Source organism: Microvirgula curvata (genome assembly GCF_054781615.1).
In genome coordinates, this window is the sequence record NZ_BAAGUB010000028.1 from 180,940 (window position 1) to 195,104 (window position 14,165).

The window sequence follows — 14,165 nt, forward strand, 5'->3', positions numbered from 1 at the left end:
CGGTAAAAATGATGCTGAATCGGCTTGAAATCAAGAATTTTACTGTCTTTGCCGAAGCGGATCTCCGCTTTGGCAAGCAGCTCAACCTGATCGTTGGAGAGAACGGTGCAGGAAAGACACACCTGCTCAAACTGGCCTATGCACTTTTGGCCACCAGTTGGGAGGAAGGCAGCAAACCCCATGCGACCGCGCCGACCAAGACCGTGCTGCAGGCAAGCATCGCCGAAAAGCTGACCGGGGTATTCCGGCCGGAAGCATTGGGACGTCTGGCGCGGCGCAAACAGGGGCGTGAACGCTGCGACATCCAGTTCGCATTCGACCAGCCGGATCTGGATATAAATTTTGGCTTTGCGACCAACAGCAAATCGGAAGTCAGCATCGCGCAACTTCCCGAGCAATGGCTGAATGCGGCACCTTGCTACCTGCCGACGCGAGAATTGCTGACAATTTATCCGAACTTCCTTGCTGTTTACGACAATCATTATCTGGAATTCGAAGAAACCTGGCGCGATACCTGCCGTTTGCTGGGTGGGCTGTTGCAAAGAGGCCCCAAAGAAGCCCGTGTCAGGGAACTGCTGGAACCTCTGGAGGCCGCCATGCAGGGCAGCATGGAGCTGGACCGGAATGGACGCTTCTATCTGCGCAACGCCAGTGGGCGCATGGAAATTCCACTTGTGGCTGAAGGCCTGCGCAAACTGGGCATGCTGGCACGCCTGATTGCGACCGGTGCCTTGCTGGATCAGGGGTATCTGTTCTGGGATGAGCCGGAAGCAAACCTCAATCCTCGCCTGATCAGGCAGATCGCCAGAACCATTGTTGAATTAAGCGAGAACGGCATTCAGGTATTCATTGCCACGCACAGCCTGTTTCTGTTGCGTGAGCTGGAAATTGTGCTGGCAGAAAGGCCATCATCGCTCGATACGCGATTCTTTGGTTTGCAGCGGCTGGACAATAGCGTGACCGTCCAGCAAGGACCAAGTCTGTACGATATCGGTGACATTACCGTTCTCGAAGAGAGCCTGCTTCAGTCAGACCGTTATCTGGCAATGGGGGATTGAAAATGCTGACGCTGAATATCGACGGTCTGCTCTTTCACTTTCCCGCAGGCTGGCTGGCGAGCAAATATGATGAATGGACGTTTTACCGCAAACACTTCTCCCGGCAGCGGGGAGGCATCAAGGCCGTTGATGTATTGGCGCTGTCAGCGGAAAACGTCGCGTATCTGATTGAGGTGAAGGATTATCGTCACCCGGATACGGAACGGCCATCGGCGTTGCCGACAGCCATCGCCGACAAGGTGCTGCACACCCTGGCCGCCCTGCTGCCAGCCAGACTGAATGCCAACGAGCCGGCTGAGCAGGCGTTGTGCAAGGCGGTGCTGGGCTGCTTGAAACTGCGCGTGGTCGTACATATCGAGCAGCCTGCCCGGCACAGCCCGATCGTGGACCCTGCCGATATTCAGCAACAGCTCAAGCGGATGCTGCGGGGTATCGACGAGCATCCGAAAGTGGTCTGCACAGCAAAGCCGGGCAAGGTCGGCTGGAGTGTTGCCTGCTGAGGATGACGGGGCCGGTACGCGCTATCGCTGGCAGGCCCGATTTCATCTTCAGTCCGGGTTGTACACGTACGGCTTCTGCGCCACGGCCGAGGCGCGGAAACGGCGCTGCTCGTCGATATCCAGGTTGCGGTCCCACAGCGTCAGGCGGAATGCCTGCCGGTCGGCGACGACCTGCGGGTTCTTTTCCAGGAAGGCGTTCATGAACTGGGTCAGGTCGGACTGGTAAGCGGCCATGGCGGGGATCTCGTGTTGGGGACGGCTGACGGAAGCGGCATTGTACCGCAGCGCCGCCGTGTCGCGGCCCGACCGGCGCCACAACTGCCGTATACTCTGGGCTTTCCGTTCCATCGGGTTTCAAGGGGTTGTCATGAGCGATAACAAGGCGTGGTCGGGCCGCTTTGCCGAGCCGGTTGCCGAACTGGTGAAAACGTATACCGCCTCGGTGGGCTTCGACAAGCGCATGGCCGAGTTCGACATTCAGGGCTCGCTGGCCCACGCGACCATGCTCGCCCGCGCCGGCGTGCTGTCCGACGCTGATCTGGCCGCGATCCGCGACGGCATGGAAGCCATCCTGGCCGATATCCGCGCCGGTCGTTTCGACTGGTCGGTCGACCTCGAAGACGTGCACATGAACGTCGAAAAGCGTCTGACCGACAGGATCGGTGATGCCGGCAAGCGCCTGCATACCGGCCGCAGCCGCAATGACCAGGTCGCGACCGACATCCGCCTGTACATGCGCGACGCCATCGACCGCATCGTCACCCATATCCGCGAACTGCAGACCTCGCTGCTGGATCTGGCCGAGCCGAATGCCGCCACGGTGATGCCGGGCTTCACCCACTTGCAGGTCGCGCAGCCGGTCACCTTCGGCCATCACCTGCTGGCCTATGTGGAAATGCTCGGCCGTGACGCCGAACGCATGATCGACGCCCGTCGCCGCGTGAACCGTCTGCCGCTCGGCGCTGCCGCCCTGGCCGGTACCACCTACCCGATCGACCGCCACTACACCGCCGAACTGCTCGGTTTCGACGATGTGTGCCAGAACTCGCTCGACGCCGTGTCCGACCGTGACTTCGCCATCGAAGTCACGGCGGCCGGCAGCCTGGTCATGCTGCACCTGTCGCGGCTGTCCGAGGAACTGATCCTGTGGATGAGCCCGCGCGTCGGCTTCATCGATATCGCTGACCGCTTCTGCACCGGCAGCTCGATCATGCCGCAGAAGAAAAACCCGGACGTGCCGGAACTGGTGCGCGGCAAGACCGGTCGCGTCACCGGTCACCTGATGGGGCTGCTGATGCTGATGAAGGCGCAGCCGCTGGCCTACAACAAGGACAACCAGGAAGACAAGGAACCGCTGTTCGACACCGTCGACACCCTGGTTGATACCCTGCGCATCTACGCCGACATGATGCGCGGCATCACCGTCAAGCCGGAAGCGATGCGCGCGGCCGTGCTGCAGGGCTTCGCCACCGCGACCGACCTGGCCGACTATCTGGTCAAGAAGGGCGTGCCGTTCCGCGACAGCCATGAAGTGGTCGCCCGTGCGGTCAAGCTGGCCGATACCCGGGGCTGCGATCTGGCCGACCTGTCGCTCGACGTGCTGAAGGAGTTCTCGCCGCTGATCGAGCAGGACGTGTACGCGGTACTGACGCCGGAAGGCTCGCTGGCCCAGCGTGACCACGTCGGCGGCACTGCCCCGGCCCAGGTCCGGGCGCAGATCGCGCGCTGGCGCGGATTGCTGGCGTAACGGCCGCGCATGAACAAAGAGGGCGCCTTCCGGGGCGCCCTCAGGCTGTCCATCCACCCCGTCCACGAAGAACGGACGAGCGAAGCGGGGTTTCCCCGCGGCGGCGGGGACGGAAGAGGCCGGGTTCAATCAGGCAGACTGCCGTGCTCACGGCAGATCCTGTCAGTCGGGCATGCACCGACGCCACTGTGAATGTCGGTGCTCACCTTTATGAGCAGTCTGAGGGCGCCCCGGAGGCGCCCTCTTTGCTGGTGGGCAGGACCTAACCGCTGTTGCGCAGTCCGGCGGCCAGACCGTTGATGGTCTGGTGGATTGCATGCAGGTGGCCGTCGTGTTCCGGCGCTTCGCGCAGCGCGCGCAGGAACTCGATCTGCAGCAGGTTCAGCGTGGTGAAGTACGGCAGGCGTGAAGCCAGACTGCGTGCCAGCGTCGGGTTGTCGGCCAGCAGGTGGTCGGCGCCGGTGATGGCGAAGTACATGTCGCGCGACAGCTCGAACTCCTTGCGGATCATGCCGAACACCCGGTTGCCGAGCTCGGCGTCCGGCACCAGTCGTGCGTACTCGGCGGCGATGGTCATGTCGGCCTTGGCCAGCACCATTTCCATGTTCGACAGCGTGACGCGGAAGAAGGCCGAATCGCGGTACAGCGCCTTCAGGCGAACGATGCCCTGCTCGCCGTGGCGCTCGATAAACGCGGCCACCGCGCTGCCGACGCCGTACCAGCCCGGCAGCATCACCCGCGACTGCATCCAGCTGAACACCCACGGAATCGCGCGCAGATCGGTAATCGACGACAGCGTCTTGCGCGATGCCGGCCGGCTGCCGATGTTGAGCTTGGCGATCTCGTTGATCGGGGTGGCAGTCAGGAAATAGTCGATGAAGCCGTCGGTGTCGATCAGCCGCCGGTAGGCGTCATAGCTGTCGCGCGCCAGCTCGGCGAAGATCGACTCGTCGGTCGGGCAGGCCGGCACCGGCGCCAGACTGGCTTCCAGCGTCGCGGCGAGGATGGATTCCAGATTGCGCAGGCCGATGTCGCGGTCGGCATACTTCGACGCGATGACCTCGCCCTGCTCGGTGATGCGGATCTGGCCCTGCACGGTCCCGGCCGGCTGGGCGACGATGGCCTCGAAGCTCGGACCACCCCCACGGCCGACCGAACCGCCCCGGCCATGGAACAGGCGCATGCGCACGCCGGCCGTGTTGAAGACGGCGACAAGCTGTTTCTCGGCCGCATACAGGCCCCACTGGCTCATCAGGTAGCCGCCGTCCTTGTTGCTGTCCGAGTAGCCGAGCATGACTTCCTGCACATGCTGGCGGCTGGCGAGCAGCGCACGGTAGAACGGCAGCGCAAACAGCGACTGCATCACTTCGGCGGCGTTTTCGAGGTCGGTAATGGTCTCGAACAGCGGAATGATGTTGGCGCGCGCCTGCGGGGCGCCACTGGCGTCCAGCGGCAGCAGGCCGGATTCCTTCATCAGCAACGCCACTTCGAGCAGGTCACTGGCCTCGGCACAGTTGGAAATGATCAGGTTCGGCAGCGCGCCCTCGCCATAGCGGTCCTGCATGTCGCGGGTGGCGGCAAACAGGTCGAGTTCGCGGCGGGTGCCGTCCGAATAGTCGACGAACGGCGACATCAGCGGCCGGGCATGGGCCAGCTCGGCCAGCAGCCATTCGCGCTTGCCGGTTTCGTCGAGTCCGGCATAGCCGGGCTGGCCGGCGGCGGTGAACAGCTCGGCAACCGCGCCGCCGTACAGGTCGGCGTGCTGGCGCTGGTCGAGCGGCATCAGGAAGAAACCGAACACGCCCACCGCGCGGCGCAGCCGGCGCAGGCGGCCGTCGGCCAGCAGGCCGCTGCCGTGCGAGGTCAGCGAGTCGGCCAGCGCCTTCAGGTCGGTGGCGAAGGCATGGCGGTTCGGGTACGGCTCGCCATCGCCGAAGCGCGAGCGGAAGGCGACCTCGCGCTCATGGGCGGTGGCGGACAGCCGGGCGATGATGGTGGCGATCGCGCGGCGATACGGTTCCTCGTCGCGGCTGACGGCGGTATCGGGCGAGATCGCCGCCAGTTCGGCCACGGTGTCGCTGACCGCGACCAGCCGGTCCGACAGCGACAGTTCGCGGTACAGCCCTTCCAGCTCGTAGCCGTAGTGGTCGAACACCACCTCGGCCTGGCGGCCGAGCGCGTAGCGCAGCAGGCCGGCATTGACGTTCGGGTTGCCGTCGCGGTCACCGCCGATCCAGCTGCCGATGCGATAGAAGTTCGGCAGATCGAGCCGCACGCCATACGCGCGCTCGATGGTGTCCTCGGTCTGCGCGTACAGCGCCGGCAACGCATCGAGGAAGGTCAGCGGGTGATAGGCGATGCCGTTTTCGATCTCGTCCTTGACCGTCAGCTTGAACGGGCGGATTTCCGCCGTCTGCCACAGGGTCAGCAGTACGCGCTTGAGCTTGATTTCGAGTTCGGCGACTTCATCGTGGTCGAGCTCGGGCTGGCCGAGCTGGATCAGGAACTTGCGGATGGCACGCTGGCAGTCGAGCGTGGTCTGGCGCTGGACCTCGGTCGGGTGCGCGGTCAGCACCGGCACGATCTGGGCATGCTGCAGCAGCGACTCGACGTCGGCGGCGCGCACGCCGCGCTGCTTGAGCACGACCAGCGCCCGCTCCAGGCTGCCGGCCTGCGGCGGTGAGCCGGCACGCTTGTGGGCCAGCCGGCGCCGGTTGTGGTGCAGGTCCTCGGCCAGATTCTCCAGCTGGGCCAGCAGTCCACAGGCGCGCAGCAGCGTGTCGGTGACTTCCGGCGACAGCGTGGCCAGGTGGGCGCGACAGTCGGCCAGACTGTCGACATGGCTGGCCAGATCCGGCACGCTTTCGACTTCGTCCCAGATCGCGTCACCGGTCTGCTCTCGCACGACATCGGCCAGCAAACGGGCCAGACGCCCCCGGTCCCGCGTCAGCGGGACATCCTTGTCAAGTTCAACACTCATCGGTCTGCGTTATCCTTGCGGGTGATCGGTCGCCGTGCATGTTCCCTATCGAACATCCGGACGGCCATGATGTTGGATTGGAAACACGTTAACACAGGAAAAACCCTCATGACGCAACTCGTGATCGCCAGCCGCGAGAGCCCCCTGGCGATGTGGCAGGCCGAGCATATCCGCGACCGCCTGACCGGGCTGTATCCGGACCTGCAGGTGTCGATTCTCGGCATGACCACCCAGGGCGACCAGATTCTCGACAAGACGCTGAACAAGATCGGCGGCAAGGGGCTGTTCGTCAAGGAGCTGGAACAGGCGCTGGCCGACGGTCGTGCCGACCTAGCCGTGCACTCGATCAAGGACGTGCCGATGGAGCTGCCGGACGGTTTTGCGCTGGCGGCGATCTGCGAGCGCGAAGACCCGCGCGATGCCTTCGTGTCCAACACCTACGCCAGCCTGGCCGAACTGCCGCCGGGCAGCGTGGTCGGCACGTCGAGCCTGCGGCGCGAATGCCAGTTGCGCGCGCGTTTCCCGCAACTGGACGTCCGGCCGCTGCGTGGCAATGTGCAGACCCGGCTGCGCAAGCTCGACGAGGGCGAGTACGACGCGATCCTGCTGGCTGCGGCCGGCCTCAAGCGGCTGAAACTGGACGCCCGCATCCGCGCCGAACTGTCACCGGCGGACAGCCTGCCGGCCGTGGGCCAGGGGGCACTCGGCATCGAGATCCGTGCCGGCCGGCCGGACCTGATGGCCTTGCTGGCGCCGCTGAATCACCCGGTCACCTACGCCTGCGTCAGTGCCGAGCGGGCCATGAGCCGGGCGCTGGGCGGCAGCTGCCAGGTGCCGCTGGGCGGCTACGCGACCCAGGACGGCGACCAGCTGACGCTGCGCGGCTTTGTCGCCACCACCGACGGCCGCACCATGCTGACTGCCGAAGTCAGCGCGCCGGCCGAGTATGCCGATGCGCTGGGTCGTGCCGTGGCCAGGAAGCTGCTGGACCAGGGCGCGGACGACATCATGGCGGCGCTGCTGGACTGAACCCCCGCGCCAGCGGCCCGGGAAACGCCGCCGACGGCGGTTTTCCGGGCCGGCGGCGCGGCGGGAATGTGCGGAAATGTCAATAAATGTGACATTCGATAGCGGTTTTTGCCGATTTCGACCCGGCGGGTTTCGCATGTAACAGGCACGAGCGCCGGCTTTTGCTATCATGACGCTTCTCGATCGATCCAGAATCGCGTTTTCAGTCCATGCTCAATCGCCGTCCCCGCCGTTCCATGAACCAGATCAATGTCGTCCCGTATATCGACGTCATGCTGGTCCTGTTGGTGATCTTCATGGTGACCGCGCCCATGTTCGCCCCCGGTGTCGTCAATCTGCCCTCGGTCGGCAAGGCGGCGCAGGTGGAAACCGAACCGCTGCAGGTCACCGTCGACAAGGACGGCCGCTTCGGACTGGCCGACAAGGGCAACAGCAGCCAGTTCGACGATCTGGCCGGGCTGACCTCGGATATTCAGGGCCGTCTGGCCGACGGCACCAACCGCCCGGTGGTGATCTCCGCCGACAAGACGGTCGCCTATGAAAAAGTCATGGAAGTGATGAGCGCGCTGCAGAAGGCCAAGGTCGAACGCGTGGGCCTGCTGGTCAAATCGGAGCAATAGCGCCGATGACGGCTGCCAATACCCGCAGCACGAGCTTTGCTGTTTCGCTCGGGCTGCATCTTTTCATTCTGCTGCTGCTGACGCTGTCATTCCACCCGGAAACCCGGACGGTGAATGCACCGCCGGCTGCGGTTGAATTGTGGAGCGCGCCGCCGATGACGCGCGGCGTCGTCATGCCCGACCCGACCCCGGCGCCGGTGGTCGCGCCCGAGCCGACCCCGACCCCCGAACCCGATGTGACGCCGGAAGTCCGGACGCCGGACATCGCCGTGGCCAAGAAAAAACCGGAACCGCCGAAGCCCGAGCCCAAGCCGGAAAAGAAGCCGGAACCTAAGCCGGAAAAGAAACCCGAGCCGAAGCCGGAGAAAAAACCGGAACCGAAGCCCGAGGCCAAACCGGAAAAGAAAGCCGACGCCAAAAAGGCGACCCCGGCCGAGCCGGCGAAAAAGCCGGCGGCGAAGAACGCCCGTCAGGGCAGCTTCGACGTCGATGACGAGCTGGCCGACCTCGGCAGCACCAATACCAAAGTCCGGCCGAACAGCAACCGCACCCAGGCCGGCAGCAAGGATGGCGTGCCCGGCGGCAGTGCCGGTGGCATCGGCGCCGGCGGCAGTGGCGGCAAGGGCTACGAAGGACTGGTGGTGGCCCGCGTGCGGCCGCTGGTCCAGGTGCCTGACGGTCTGAACGGCAACCCGACGGCGGTGGTGCAGGTGACCCTGCTGCCGTCGCTGGAAGTCCGCGACGTCAAGCTGGTGCAGTCGTCCGGCAACCCGCAATACGATGAGGCCGTGCAACGCGCGGTCATGGCAGCCCGTACCTTCCCGGCGCTGCCCGCCGGCATGTCCTTCTCGGACGTGCGGGTGATGAAGCTGAAATTCCGACCGAAATAAGGATGACGATGCGCACTCACTGGCTGACCCGACTGTTCGTTCCCGTGCTGATGCTGTTGGCTGCGGGCGTTGCCCGTGCCGAAATGACGGTGGAAATCGTCGGCGGCGGTACCAACCAGCACCCGATCGCGCTGCCGGTGTTTGCCGGCGAAAACCTTGCCCCGGGTGGGCTGACCCCGATCATCCGCAATGACCTGGCGCGCACCGGCGTGTTCCGCTTCATCGATCCGAACAGCGTCGCCAACAAGCCGACCGAACCGGGCCAGATCGCCTATCCGGACTGGAAGACCGCTGGCGCGTTCTCGATCTCGGTCGGCAAGGTCCAGCAGCAGGGCGACAAGCTCGCCGTCAGCTTCTGGCTGATGGACGTCGCGCAGAAAAAACAGCTGACCGGCGGCAGTTTCTCGATTACGCCGCGGCAGAGCCGCCAGCTCGCCCATACCATCGCCGACATGATCTACCAGGCGATTACCGGCGAGCGCGGCATCTTCGGCACCCAGATCACCTATGTCAGCAAGTCGGGCCGCGACCACTACGAACTGCGGGTGGCCGATGCCGACGGCGCCAATGAACAGACCATCCTGCGCTCGAAGGAACCGATCCTGTCGCCGTCGTGGTCGCCGGACGGCGGGCGCATCGCCTATGTGTCGTTCGAGACGCGCAAGGCGGTGGTGTACGTGCACAACCTGGCTGCCGGCACCCGCCGCGCCGTGGCGAATTTCAAGGGGTCGAACTCCGCGCCGTCGTGGGCGCCGGACGGTTCCCGCCTGGCCGTCGCGCTGACGCTGCCGGGCAACACCCAGATCTACCAGATCAACGCTGACGGTTCCGGCATGCGCCGGCTGAGCCAGAACGCGTCGATCGATACCGAGCCGACCTATACCCCGGACGGCAGCCGCATCCTGTTCACCTCGGACCGCGCGGGCGGCCCGCAGATTTTCAGCATGCCGGCGGGTGGCGGCGCGGCGACGCGCCTCACCTACGAAGGCAACTACAATGTGTCGCCGAGCGTCAGCCCGGACGGCAAGAGCTTCACCTTTGTCCGCCGCGAAGGCGGCCGCTACCGGGTGATGCTCCAGGATTTCGGCAGCAGCCAGGCCAACTACGTGTCGACCACGCAGTACGACGAGTCTCCGAGTTTTGCCCCCAACGGCAAGATGATCCTCTATGCGACCGATCAGGGTGGTCGCGGCGTCCTCTATACGGTGACCCGCGACGGCAGTACCAAGACGCGCCTGGGGGCCACGGGAGACGTGCAAGAGCCTGACTGGGGACCCTTCCCGCGTTGACACCGGCCTCAGGCCGGCATGACTGACACGAGAATCGCCCTTCTACCGAATTCCTCGTCACATAACCAAAGCATAAAGGAGCCCTAGCGATGCTGAAGCAAACCCTCACCGCTGTTGCCGTTGCCGCCCTGCTCGCCGCCTGCGCAAGCACCAAGCCGGCCGATTCCACCAACGCCAATGCCGGCGCCAACGCCGGCAACGGCGGCGCTGTCGCCGGCGGCACTGCCGGTCAGCAGATCGATCCGCTGAAGGACCCGAACAACGTGCTGTCCAAGCGCAGCGTGTTCTTCGGCTTTGACAGCTCGGCCGTCAGCAACGAGTACAAGCCGGTGGTCCAGGCCCACGCCGAGTACCTGAAGCAGAACAGCAACCGCAAGGTGCAGATCCAGGGCAACACTGACGCCCGCGGCAGCCGCGAATACAACCTGGCACTGGGTCAGCGCCGTTCGGAAGCCGTCAAGCAGATGATGCGCGTGATCGGCGTGCCGGAAGCCCAGCTGGAAGCCGTCAGCTTCGGCAAGGAAAAGCCGCGCGCCACGGGTAACACCGACGCCGACTTCGCCGCCAACCGTCGCGCCGACGTCGTTTACGACGGCGAGTGATCGCGTGCCGGCATCCTGATGCCGGCTGTGTTGCTGCCGGTCCCGCCCGCCGTTCGCGGCCCGGGACCGGCCGGCAATTCCCCGACCCGGATGCGGCTGTGGCAACATCCGGGTTGTTCGTTTTTACAGCGACCCTATCCGCCCATGATCCGACGCCTCCCTATTGCCCTCCTGCCGGTGCTGTTGGCCGCCGGCTGCGCCTCGACCACCGATCTCGACGTGACCCGCGCACAGATCGTGCAGCAGCAGCAGCGGCTGTCGCAGATCGAAACCAAGATTTCCAACGACAAGCTGCTCGACATGATCAATCAGGTCGGTTCCCTGCAGGCCGAAGTGGCCAAGCTCAAGGGGGACGTCGAGGTGCTGAACTACAATCTGCAGACCACGCAGAAACGTCAGAACGACCTGTACAACGACCTCGACCAGCGTCTGACGCCGCTGGAAGGCAAGACCGCCGCCACGCCGGCGCCGGGTGCCGACAGTGCCGCGCGCACTGACGACGGTGAGGCCGCCGCCGCACCGACGCCGACCGCCGATCCGGTCGGGGCCGAATACGACAAGGCGCTGGCGCAGCTGCGCAACCGCAATTTCAAGCAGGCGATTCCGGCGCTGAAGACCTTCATCAACGCCAACCCGACCGCGAAGCAGACACCGGACGCCCGTTACTGGCTTGGTGTCGCCTATAACGCCGAGCGCCAGTTCCAGCCGGCGATCGATACCTACCAGCGCTTTATCGAACTGAGCCCGACCCATGCCAGGGTGCCGGATGCCATGCGCAATATCGGCGGCTGCCAGCGGGATCTTGGCGACACGGCACGGGCGAAGTCGACCTGGCAGCAGCTGATCAAGAAATATCCGAACAGCGATGCCGCCCAGAAGGCGAAGCAGCAGCTGTCGGCACTGAAATAGACCGATGACGGCGTACGTGCGCGACGAGACGCCGGCTGATGCCGGTGCCATTGCCGCCGTGGTGACGGCCGCGTTCGACGGCCACCCGTACAGCGATGGCACCGAGGCAGCGCTGGTGACCCGGCTGCGTGCGGCCGGCGCACTGAGTGCCAGCCTGGTGGCGGTGGATGAGGCCGGCGAGGTGATCGGTCATGTGTCCAGCTCGCCGGTGGTGCTCGATGCCGATACCGGCGGCTGGGAAGGACTGGCGCCGCTGTCGGTGCATCCCGACCACCAGCGGCGCGGTGTCGGCAGCGCGCTGGTGCAGGCGCTGTTCGGGCGCTTGCGCGCGCAGGGTGCCGCCGGCGTGGTGGTGCTGGGCGATCCGGCCTACTACCACCGCTTCGGCTTTGCCGCCCGCGACGGGCTGCGCTGCGAGTTCGACGTACCGGCCGGTCACTTCATGGCCATGGCGCTGACGGCGAGCGTCGTGCCGGCGGCCATCGTCCACTTCCATCCCGTGATTGCCGCCAGTTGATGCGCCTGCTGCGTGCGCTGGCCGAGTTCGTCGTGCTGTTCGTCGGCCTGCTGCTGTATATCGTGATCGGCGTGCCGCGCGCGCTGTGGCAGGGCTGGCGCCGACGCTAGACGTCGCCGTCCTGCGCCTTCGGCAAGCGGGTGACCAGCAACTGGTCGATCTTGTAATTGTCGATGTCGACCACTTCGAACTTGTAGCCGGCGAAACTGACGCAGTCGGTCCGTTTCGGGATCTTGCGCAGCATGTACATCATGAAACCGGCCACCGTTTCGTAATGCTCGTCATCGGGGAAGGCATCGATGTCGAGCACGCGCATCACGTCGTCGATCGGCGTTACACCATCGACCAGCCATGACAGCTCGTCACGCTGGACGATCTGCTCTTCCTCGACGCTGACCAGATCGCCCATCACCGTGCTCATCACGTCGTTCAGCGTGATGATGCCGACCACCAGCGCATATTCGTTCAGGATCACGGCGAAATCCTTGCGCGCGCTCTTGAAGCGCGACAGGATCTCCGACAGCGTCAGCGTGTCCGGGATCAGCAGGGCCTGGCGCACGGTCGGTTCGGTCTTCAGCGAAATGCTCTGGCCGTTCAGCGCGCGCACCAGCAGATCCTTGGTATCGACATAGCCGACCACATTGTCGATTGCATCGTCGCAGACCAGGAACTTCGAATGCGGATTGGCGGCGATGGTGCGGCGGATCAGGTCGTTGTCGGCCAGCAGCGGCAGCCAGACGATGCTTTCGCGTGCGGTCATCGATGACGACACGGTCCGGCTTTCCAGCTCGAACACGTTTTCAATCAACTGGTGTTCGCCGGCGTGCAGCACGCCGGCCTCGGCGCCGGCTGCCATCACGGCGATGATATCGTCCGAGGTGATGTCGTCGGAGCGGGCCATCGGCACCTTCAGCAGGCGGAAAATCAGGTTGGCCAGGCCGTTGAACAGCCAGACCAGCGGCATGCACCCCTTCACGCAAGTCAGCATCGGCCCGACAATGCGCACCGCGATCAGTTCGGGGAACAGCAGGCCGAGCCGTTTCGGCAGCAGATCGGCGATCAGGATGAACAGGCTGGTCACGGTCAGGAACGACAGCACAAAGCCGATGGCGGCGACTTCCGGTCCCTGATAGAACAGGCTGACCAGCCGGGCGTAATACGGCGTGAATGCCGGTTCGCCGACGATACCGCCGAGAATCGCTACCGCGTTGACGCCAATCTGCACCACGGTAAAGAAATGGCCCGGCTTTGCCTGCAGGTCCAGCACGCGCTGGGCATTGACCATTCCTTCATCCGCCCACTGGCGCAGCCGGATCTTGCGTGCCGCCGCGAGCGAGATTTCCGAAATGGAAAAAAACATGCTGACGGCAATAAGGGCGGCGATAAGGAGAAGTTGCTGCAGAAAGCTCATAGGTAAGTCCGGGTCCTGTCCGACAGGGGGTCAATACCCATTCGGGAGTGCGTTGGAGACGACTACAGCATAACGTCGGATAGCCGGGTGCAGTCAATTTTCGGATGCCTGTCCGTGCCGTCGCTGGGTATCATCCGGGTTCGATCCTCCTGTCTGCGGATGCGCCATGTCCTGTGTCCTGTGTGAAACCCCGTCCTCGCCATTGCTGTTCGAAGACACCCGGCTGCGCGTCATCCTGGTCGACGACGAGCCCGATTACCCCGGCTTCTGCCGGGTGCTGTGGAAGGCGCACGTGCGCGAGATGACCGACCTGGCCGCTGCCGACCGTGCCCACCTGCTCGACTGGGTGCTGCGGGTCGAGGCCGCGCTGCGCGCCGAGCTGAATCCGGACAAGATCAATCTGGCCAGCCTCGGCAATGTGGTGCCGCACCTGCACTGGCATGTGATTCCGCGCTTTGCCGATGACGCCCATTTCCCGGCGCCGGTCTGGGCCGCACGCCAGCGCGATGGCGTTGCCCATGACGTCGACGGGCTGGCGGCGCGGCTGCGCGCAAGACTGTCTGCAACGGAATAAGTTCGCCAGCGTCTACAATAGCGAACTTTCCGCTGTCGG

General features: G+C 64.7%; 14 protein-coding genes. 11 read left to right on the plus strand and 3 right to left on the minus strand.

Features of this window, described 5'->3' with window-relative positions:
- Positions 1-8: 8 nt before the first annotated feature.
- Both ACYVG8_RS11845 and ACYVG8_RS11850 read left to right on the plus strand, forming a co-directional pair.
- Positions 9-1,058: an AAA family ATPase gene (locus tag ACYVG8_RS11845; RefSeq protein WP_199905537.1), complete on the plus strand. Its 1,050-nt coding sequence runs from the start codon at positions 9-11 to the stop codon at positions 1,056-1,058.
- Positions 1,059-1,060: 2 nt separating this feature from the next.
- Entirely contained in the window at positions 1,061-1,558 is a 498-nt protein-coding gene (locus ACYVG8_RS11850; RefSeq protein WP_107888905.1) for a cysteine--tRNA ligase, read from the plus strand.
- A 48-nt stretch (positions 1,559-1,606) separates the two neighbouring features.
- Here the strand turns inward: ACYVG8_RS11850 and ACYVG8_RS11855 are convergent, their stop codons facing one another.
- On the minus strand, positions 1,607-1,792 hold the full coding sequence (locus tag ACYVG8_RS11855; protein WP_028498585.1) for a DUF3460 family protein: 186 nt from the start codon (positions 1,790-1,792) through the stop codon (positions 1,607-1,609).
- A 133-nt stretch (positions 1,793-1,925) separates the two neighbouring features.
- On the opposite strand from ACYVG8_RS11855, the gene argH reads away from it, so the two are divergent.
- On the plus strand, positions 1,926-3,305 hold the full coding sequence (argH, locus tag ACYVG8_RS11860) for an argininosuccinate lyase (protein WP_028498584.1): 1,380 nt from the start codon (positions 1,926-1,928) through the stop codon (positions 3,303-3,305).
- 262 nt (positions 3,306-3,567) lie between these two features.
- Here the strand turns inward: argH and ppc are convergent, their stop codons facing one another.
- Positions 3,568-6,285 (minus strand): phosphoenolpyruvate carboxylase, encoded by a 2,718-nt coding sequence (gene ppc, locus ACYVG8_RS11865; protein ID WP_028498583.1) that lies wholly within the window; start codon positions 6,283-6,285, stop codon positions 3,568-3,570.
- A gap of 108 nt (positions 6,286-6,393) precedes the next feature.
- Between ppc and hemC the strand changes: the two genes are divergently transcribed.
- The 7 genes from hemC (at position 6,394) to ACYVG8_RS11900 (ending at position 12,141) form a co-directional block, all read left to right on the plus strand.
- Complete coding sequence (gene hemC, locus ACYVG8_RS11870) at positions 6,394-7,314, plus strand: hydroxymethylbilane synthase (RefSeq protein WP_028498582.1); 921 nt, start codon at positions 6,394-6,396, stop codon at positions 7,312-7,314.
- A 236-nt stretch (positions 7,315-7,550) separates the two neighbouring features.
- Complete coding sequence (tolR, locus tag ACYVG8_RS11875; RefSeq protein WP_233495167.1) at positions 7,551-7,934, plus strand: protein TolR; 384 nt, start codon at positions 7,551-7,553, stop codon at positions 7,932-7,934.
- Between the two features lie 5 nt (positions 7,935-7,939).
- Positions 7,940-8,824, plus strand: coding sequence for an energy transducer TonB (locus ACYVG8_RS11880; RefSeq protein ID WP_036385481.1), 885 nt, complete (start codon positions 7,940-7,942; stop codon positions 8,822-8,824).
- Positions 8,825-8,826: 2 nt separating this feature from the next.
- Positions 8,827-10,113 (plus strand): Tol-Pal system beta propeller repeat protein TolB, encoded by a 1,287-nt coding sequence (gene tolB, locus ACYVG8_RS11885; protein WP_084299909.1) that lies wholly within the window; start codon positions 8,827-8,829, stop codon positions 10,111-10,113.
- Positions 10,114-10,202: 89 nt separating this feature from the next.
- Complete coding sequence (pal, locus tag ACYVG8_RS11890; protein WP_028498578.1) at positions 10,203-10,715, plus strand: peptidoglycan-associated lipoprotein Pal; 513 nt, start codon at positions 10,203-10,205, stop codon at positions 10,713-10,715.
- Between the two features lie 144 nt (positions 10,716-10,859).
- Positions 10,860-11,624 (plus strand): tol-pal system protein YbgF, encoded by a 765-nt coding sequence (gene ybgF, locus ACYVG8_RS11895; RefSeq protein WP_233495166.1) that lies wholly within the window; start codon positions 10,860-10,862, stop codon positions 11,622-11,624.
- Between the two features lie 4 nt (positions 11,625-11,628).
- Positions 11,629-12,141, plus strand: a complete 513-nt coding sequence (locus ACYVG8_RS11900; RefSeq protein ID WP_107888901.1) for a GNAT family N-acetyltransferase — start codon at positions 11,629-11,631, stop codon at positions 12,139-12,141.
- Between the two features lie 106 nt (positions 12,142-12,247).
- Here the strand turns inward: ACYVG8_RS11900 and paeA are convergent, their stop codons facing one another.
- On the minus strand, positions 12,248-13,552 hold the full coding sequence (gene paeA / locus ACYVG8_RS11905; RefSeq protein ID WP_460745873.1) for a polyamine export protein PaeA: 1,305 nt from the start codon (positions 13,550-13,552) through the stop codon (positions 12,248-12,250).
- A 166-nt stretch (positions 13,553-13,718) separates the two neighbouring features.
- Here paeA and ACYVG8_RS11910 point away from each other — a divergent pair, with 166 nt between their 5' ends.
- Positions 13,719-14,126, plus strand: coding sequence for an HIT family protein (locus ACYVG8_RS11910; protein WP_460745874.1), 408 nt, complete (start codon positions 13,719-13,721; stop codon positions 14,124-14,126).
- The last annotated feature ends 39 nt before the right edge of the window (positions 14,127-14,165 follow it).

Bases quoted from the DNA above. Each gene is read 5' to 3' on its own strand.
- ACYVG8_RS11855 (WP_028498585.1), bottom strand. From the start codon at position 1,792: ATGGCCGCTTACCAGTCCGACCTGACCCAGTTCATGAACGCCTTCCTG.
- tolR (WP_233495167.1), top strand. From the start codon at position 7,551: ATGAACCAGATCAATGTCGTCCCGTATATCGACGTCATGCTGGTCCTG.
- tolB (WP_084299909.1), top strand. From the start codon at position 8,827: ATGACGATGCGCACTCACTGGCTGACCCGACTGTTCGTTCCCGTGCTG.
- paeA (WP_460745873.1), bottom strand. From the start codon at position 13,552: ATGAGCTTTCTGCAGCAACTTCTCCTTATCGCCGCCCTTATTGCCGTC.
- ACYVG8_RS11845 (WP_199905537.1), top strand. From the start codon at position 9: ATGATGCTGAATCGGCTTGAAATCAAGAATTTTACTGTCTTTGCCGAA.
- ACYVG8_RS11880 (WP_036385481.1), top strand. From the start codon at position 7,940: ATGACGGCTGCCAATACCCGCAGCACGAGCTTTGCTGTTTCGCTCGGG.
- hemC (WP_028498582.1), top strand. From the start codon at position 6,394: ATGACGCAACTCGTGATCGCCAGCCGCGAGAGCCCCCTGGCGATGTGG.
- argH (WP_028498584.1), top strand. From the start codon at position 1,926: ATGAGCGATAACAAGGCGTGGTCGGGCCGCTTTGCCGAGCCGGTTGCC.
- ybgF (WP_233495166.1), top strand. From the start codon at position 10,860: ATGATCCGACGCCTCCCTATTGCCCTCCTGCCGGTGCTGTTGGCCGCC.
- ACYVG8_RS11900 (WP_107888901.1), top strand. From the start codon at position 11,629: ATGACGGCGTACGTGCGCGACGAGACGCCGGCTGATGCCGGTGCCATT.
- ACYVG8_RS11850 (WP_107888905.1), top strand. From the start codon at position 1,061: ATGCTGACGCTGAATATCGACGGTCTGCTCTTTCACTTTCCCGCAGGC.
- pal (WP_028498578.1), top strand. From the start codon at position 10,203: ATGCTGAAGCAAACCCTCACCGCTGTTGCCGTTGCCGCCCTGCTCGCC.
- ppc (WP_028498583.1), bottom strand. From the start codon at position 6,285: ATGAGTGTTGAACTTGACAAGGATGTCCCGCTGACGCGGGACCGGGGG.
- ACYVG8_RS11910 (WP_460745874.1), top strand. From the start codon at position 13,719: ATGTCCTGTGTCCTGTGTGAAACCCCGTCCTCGCCATTGCTGTTCGAA.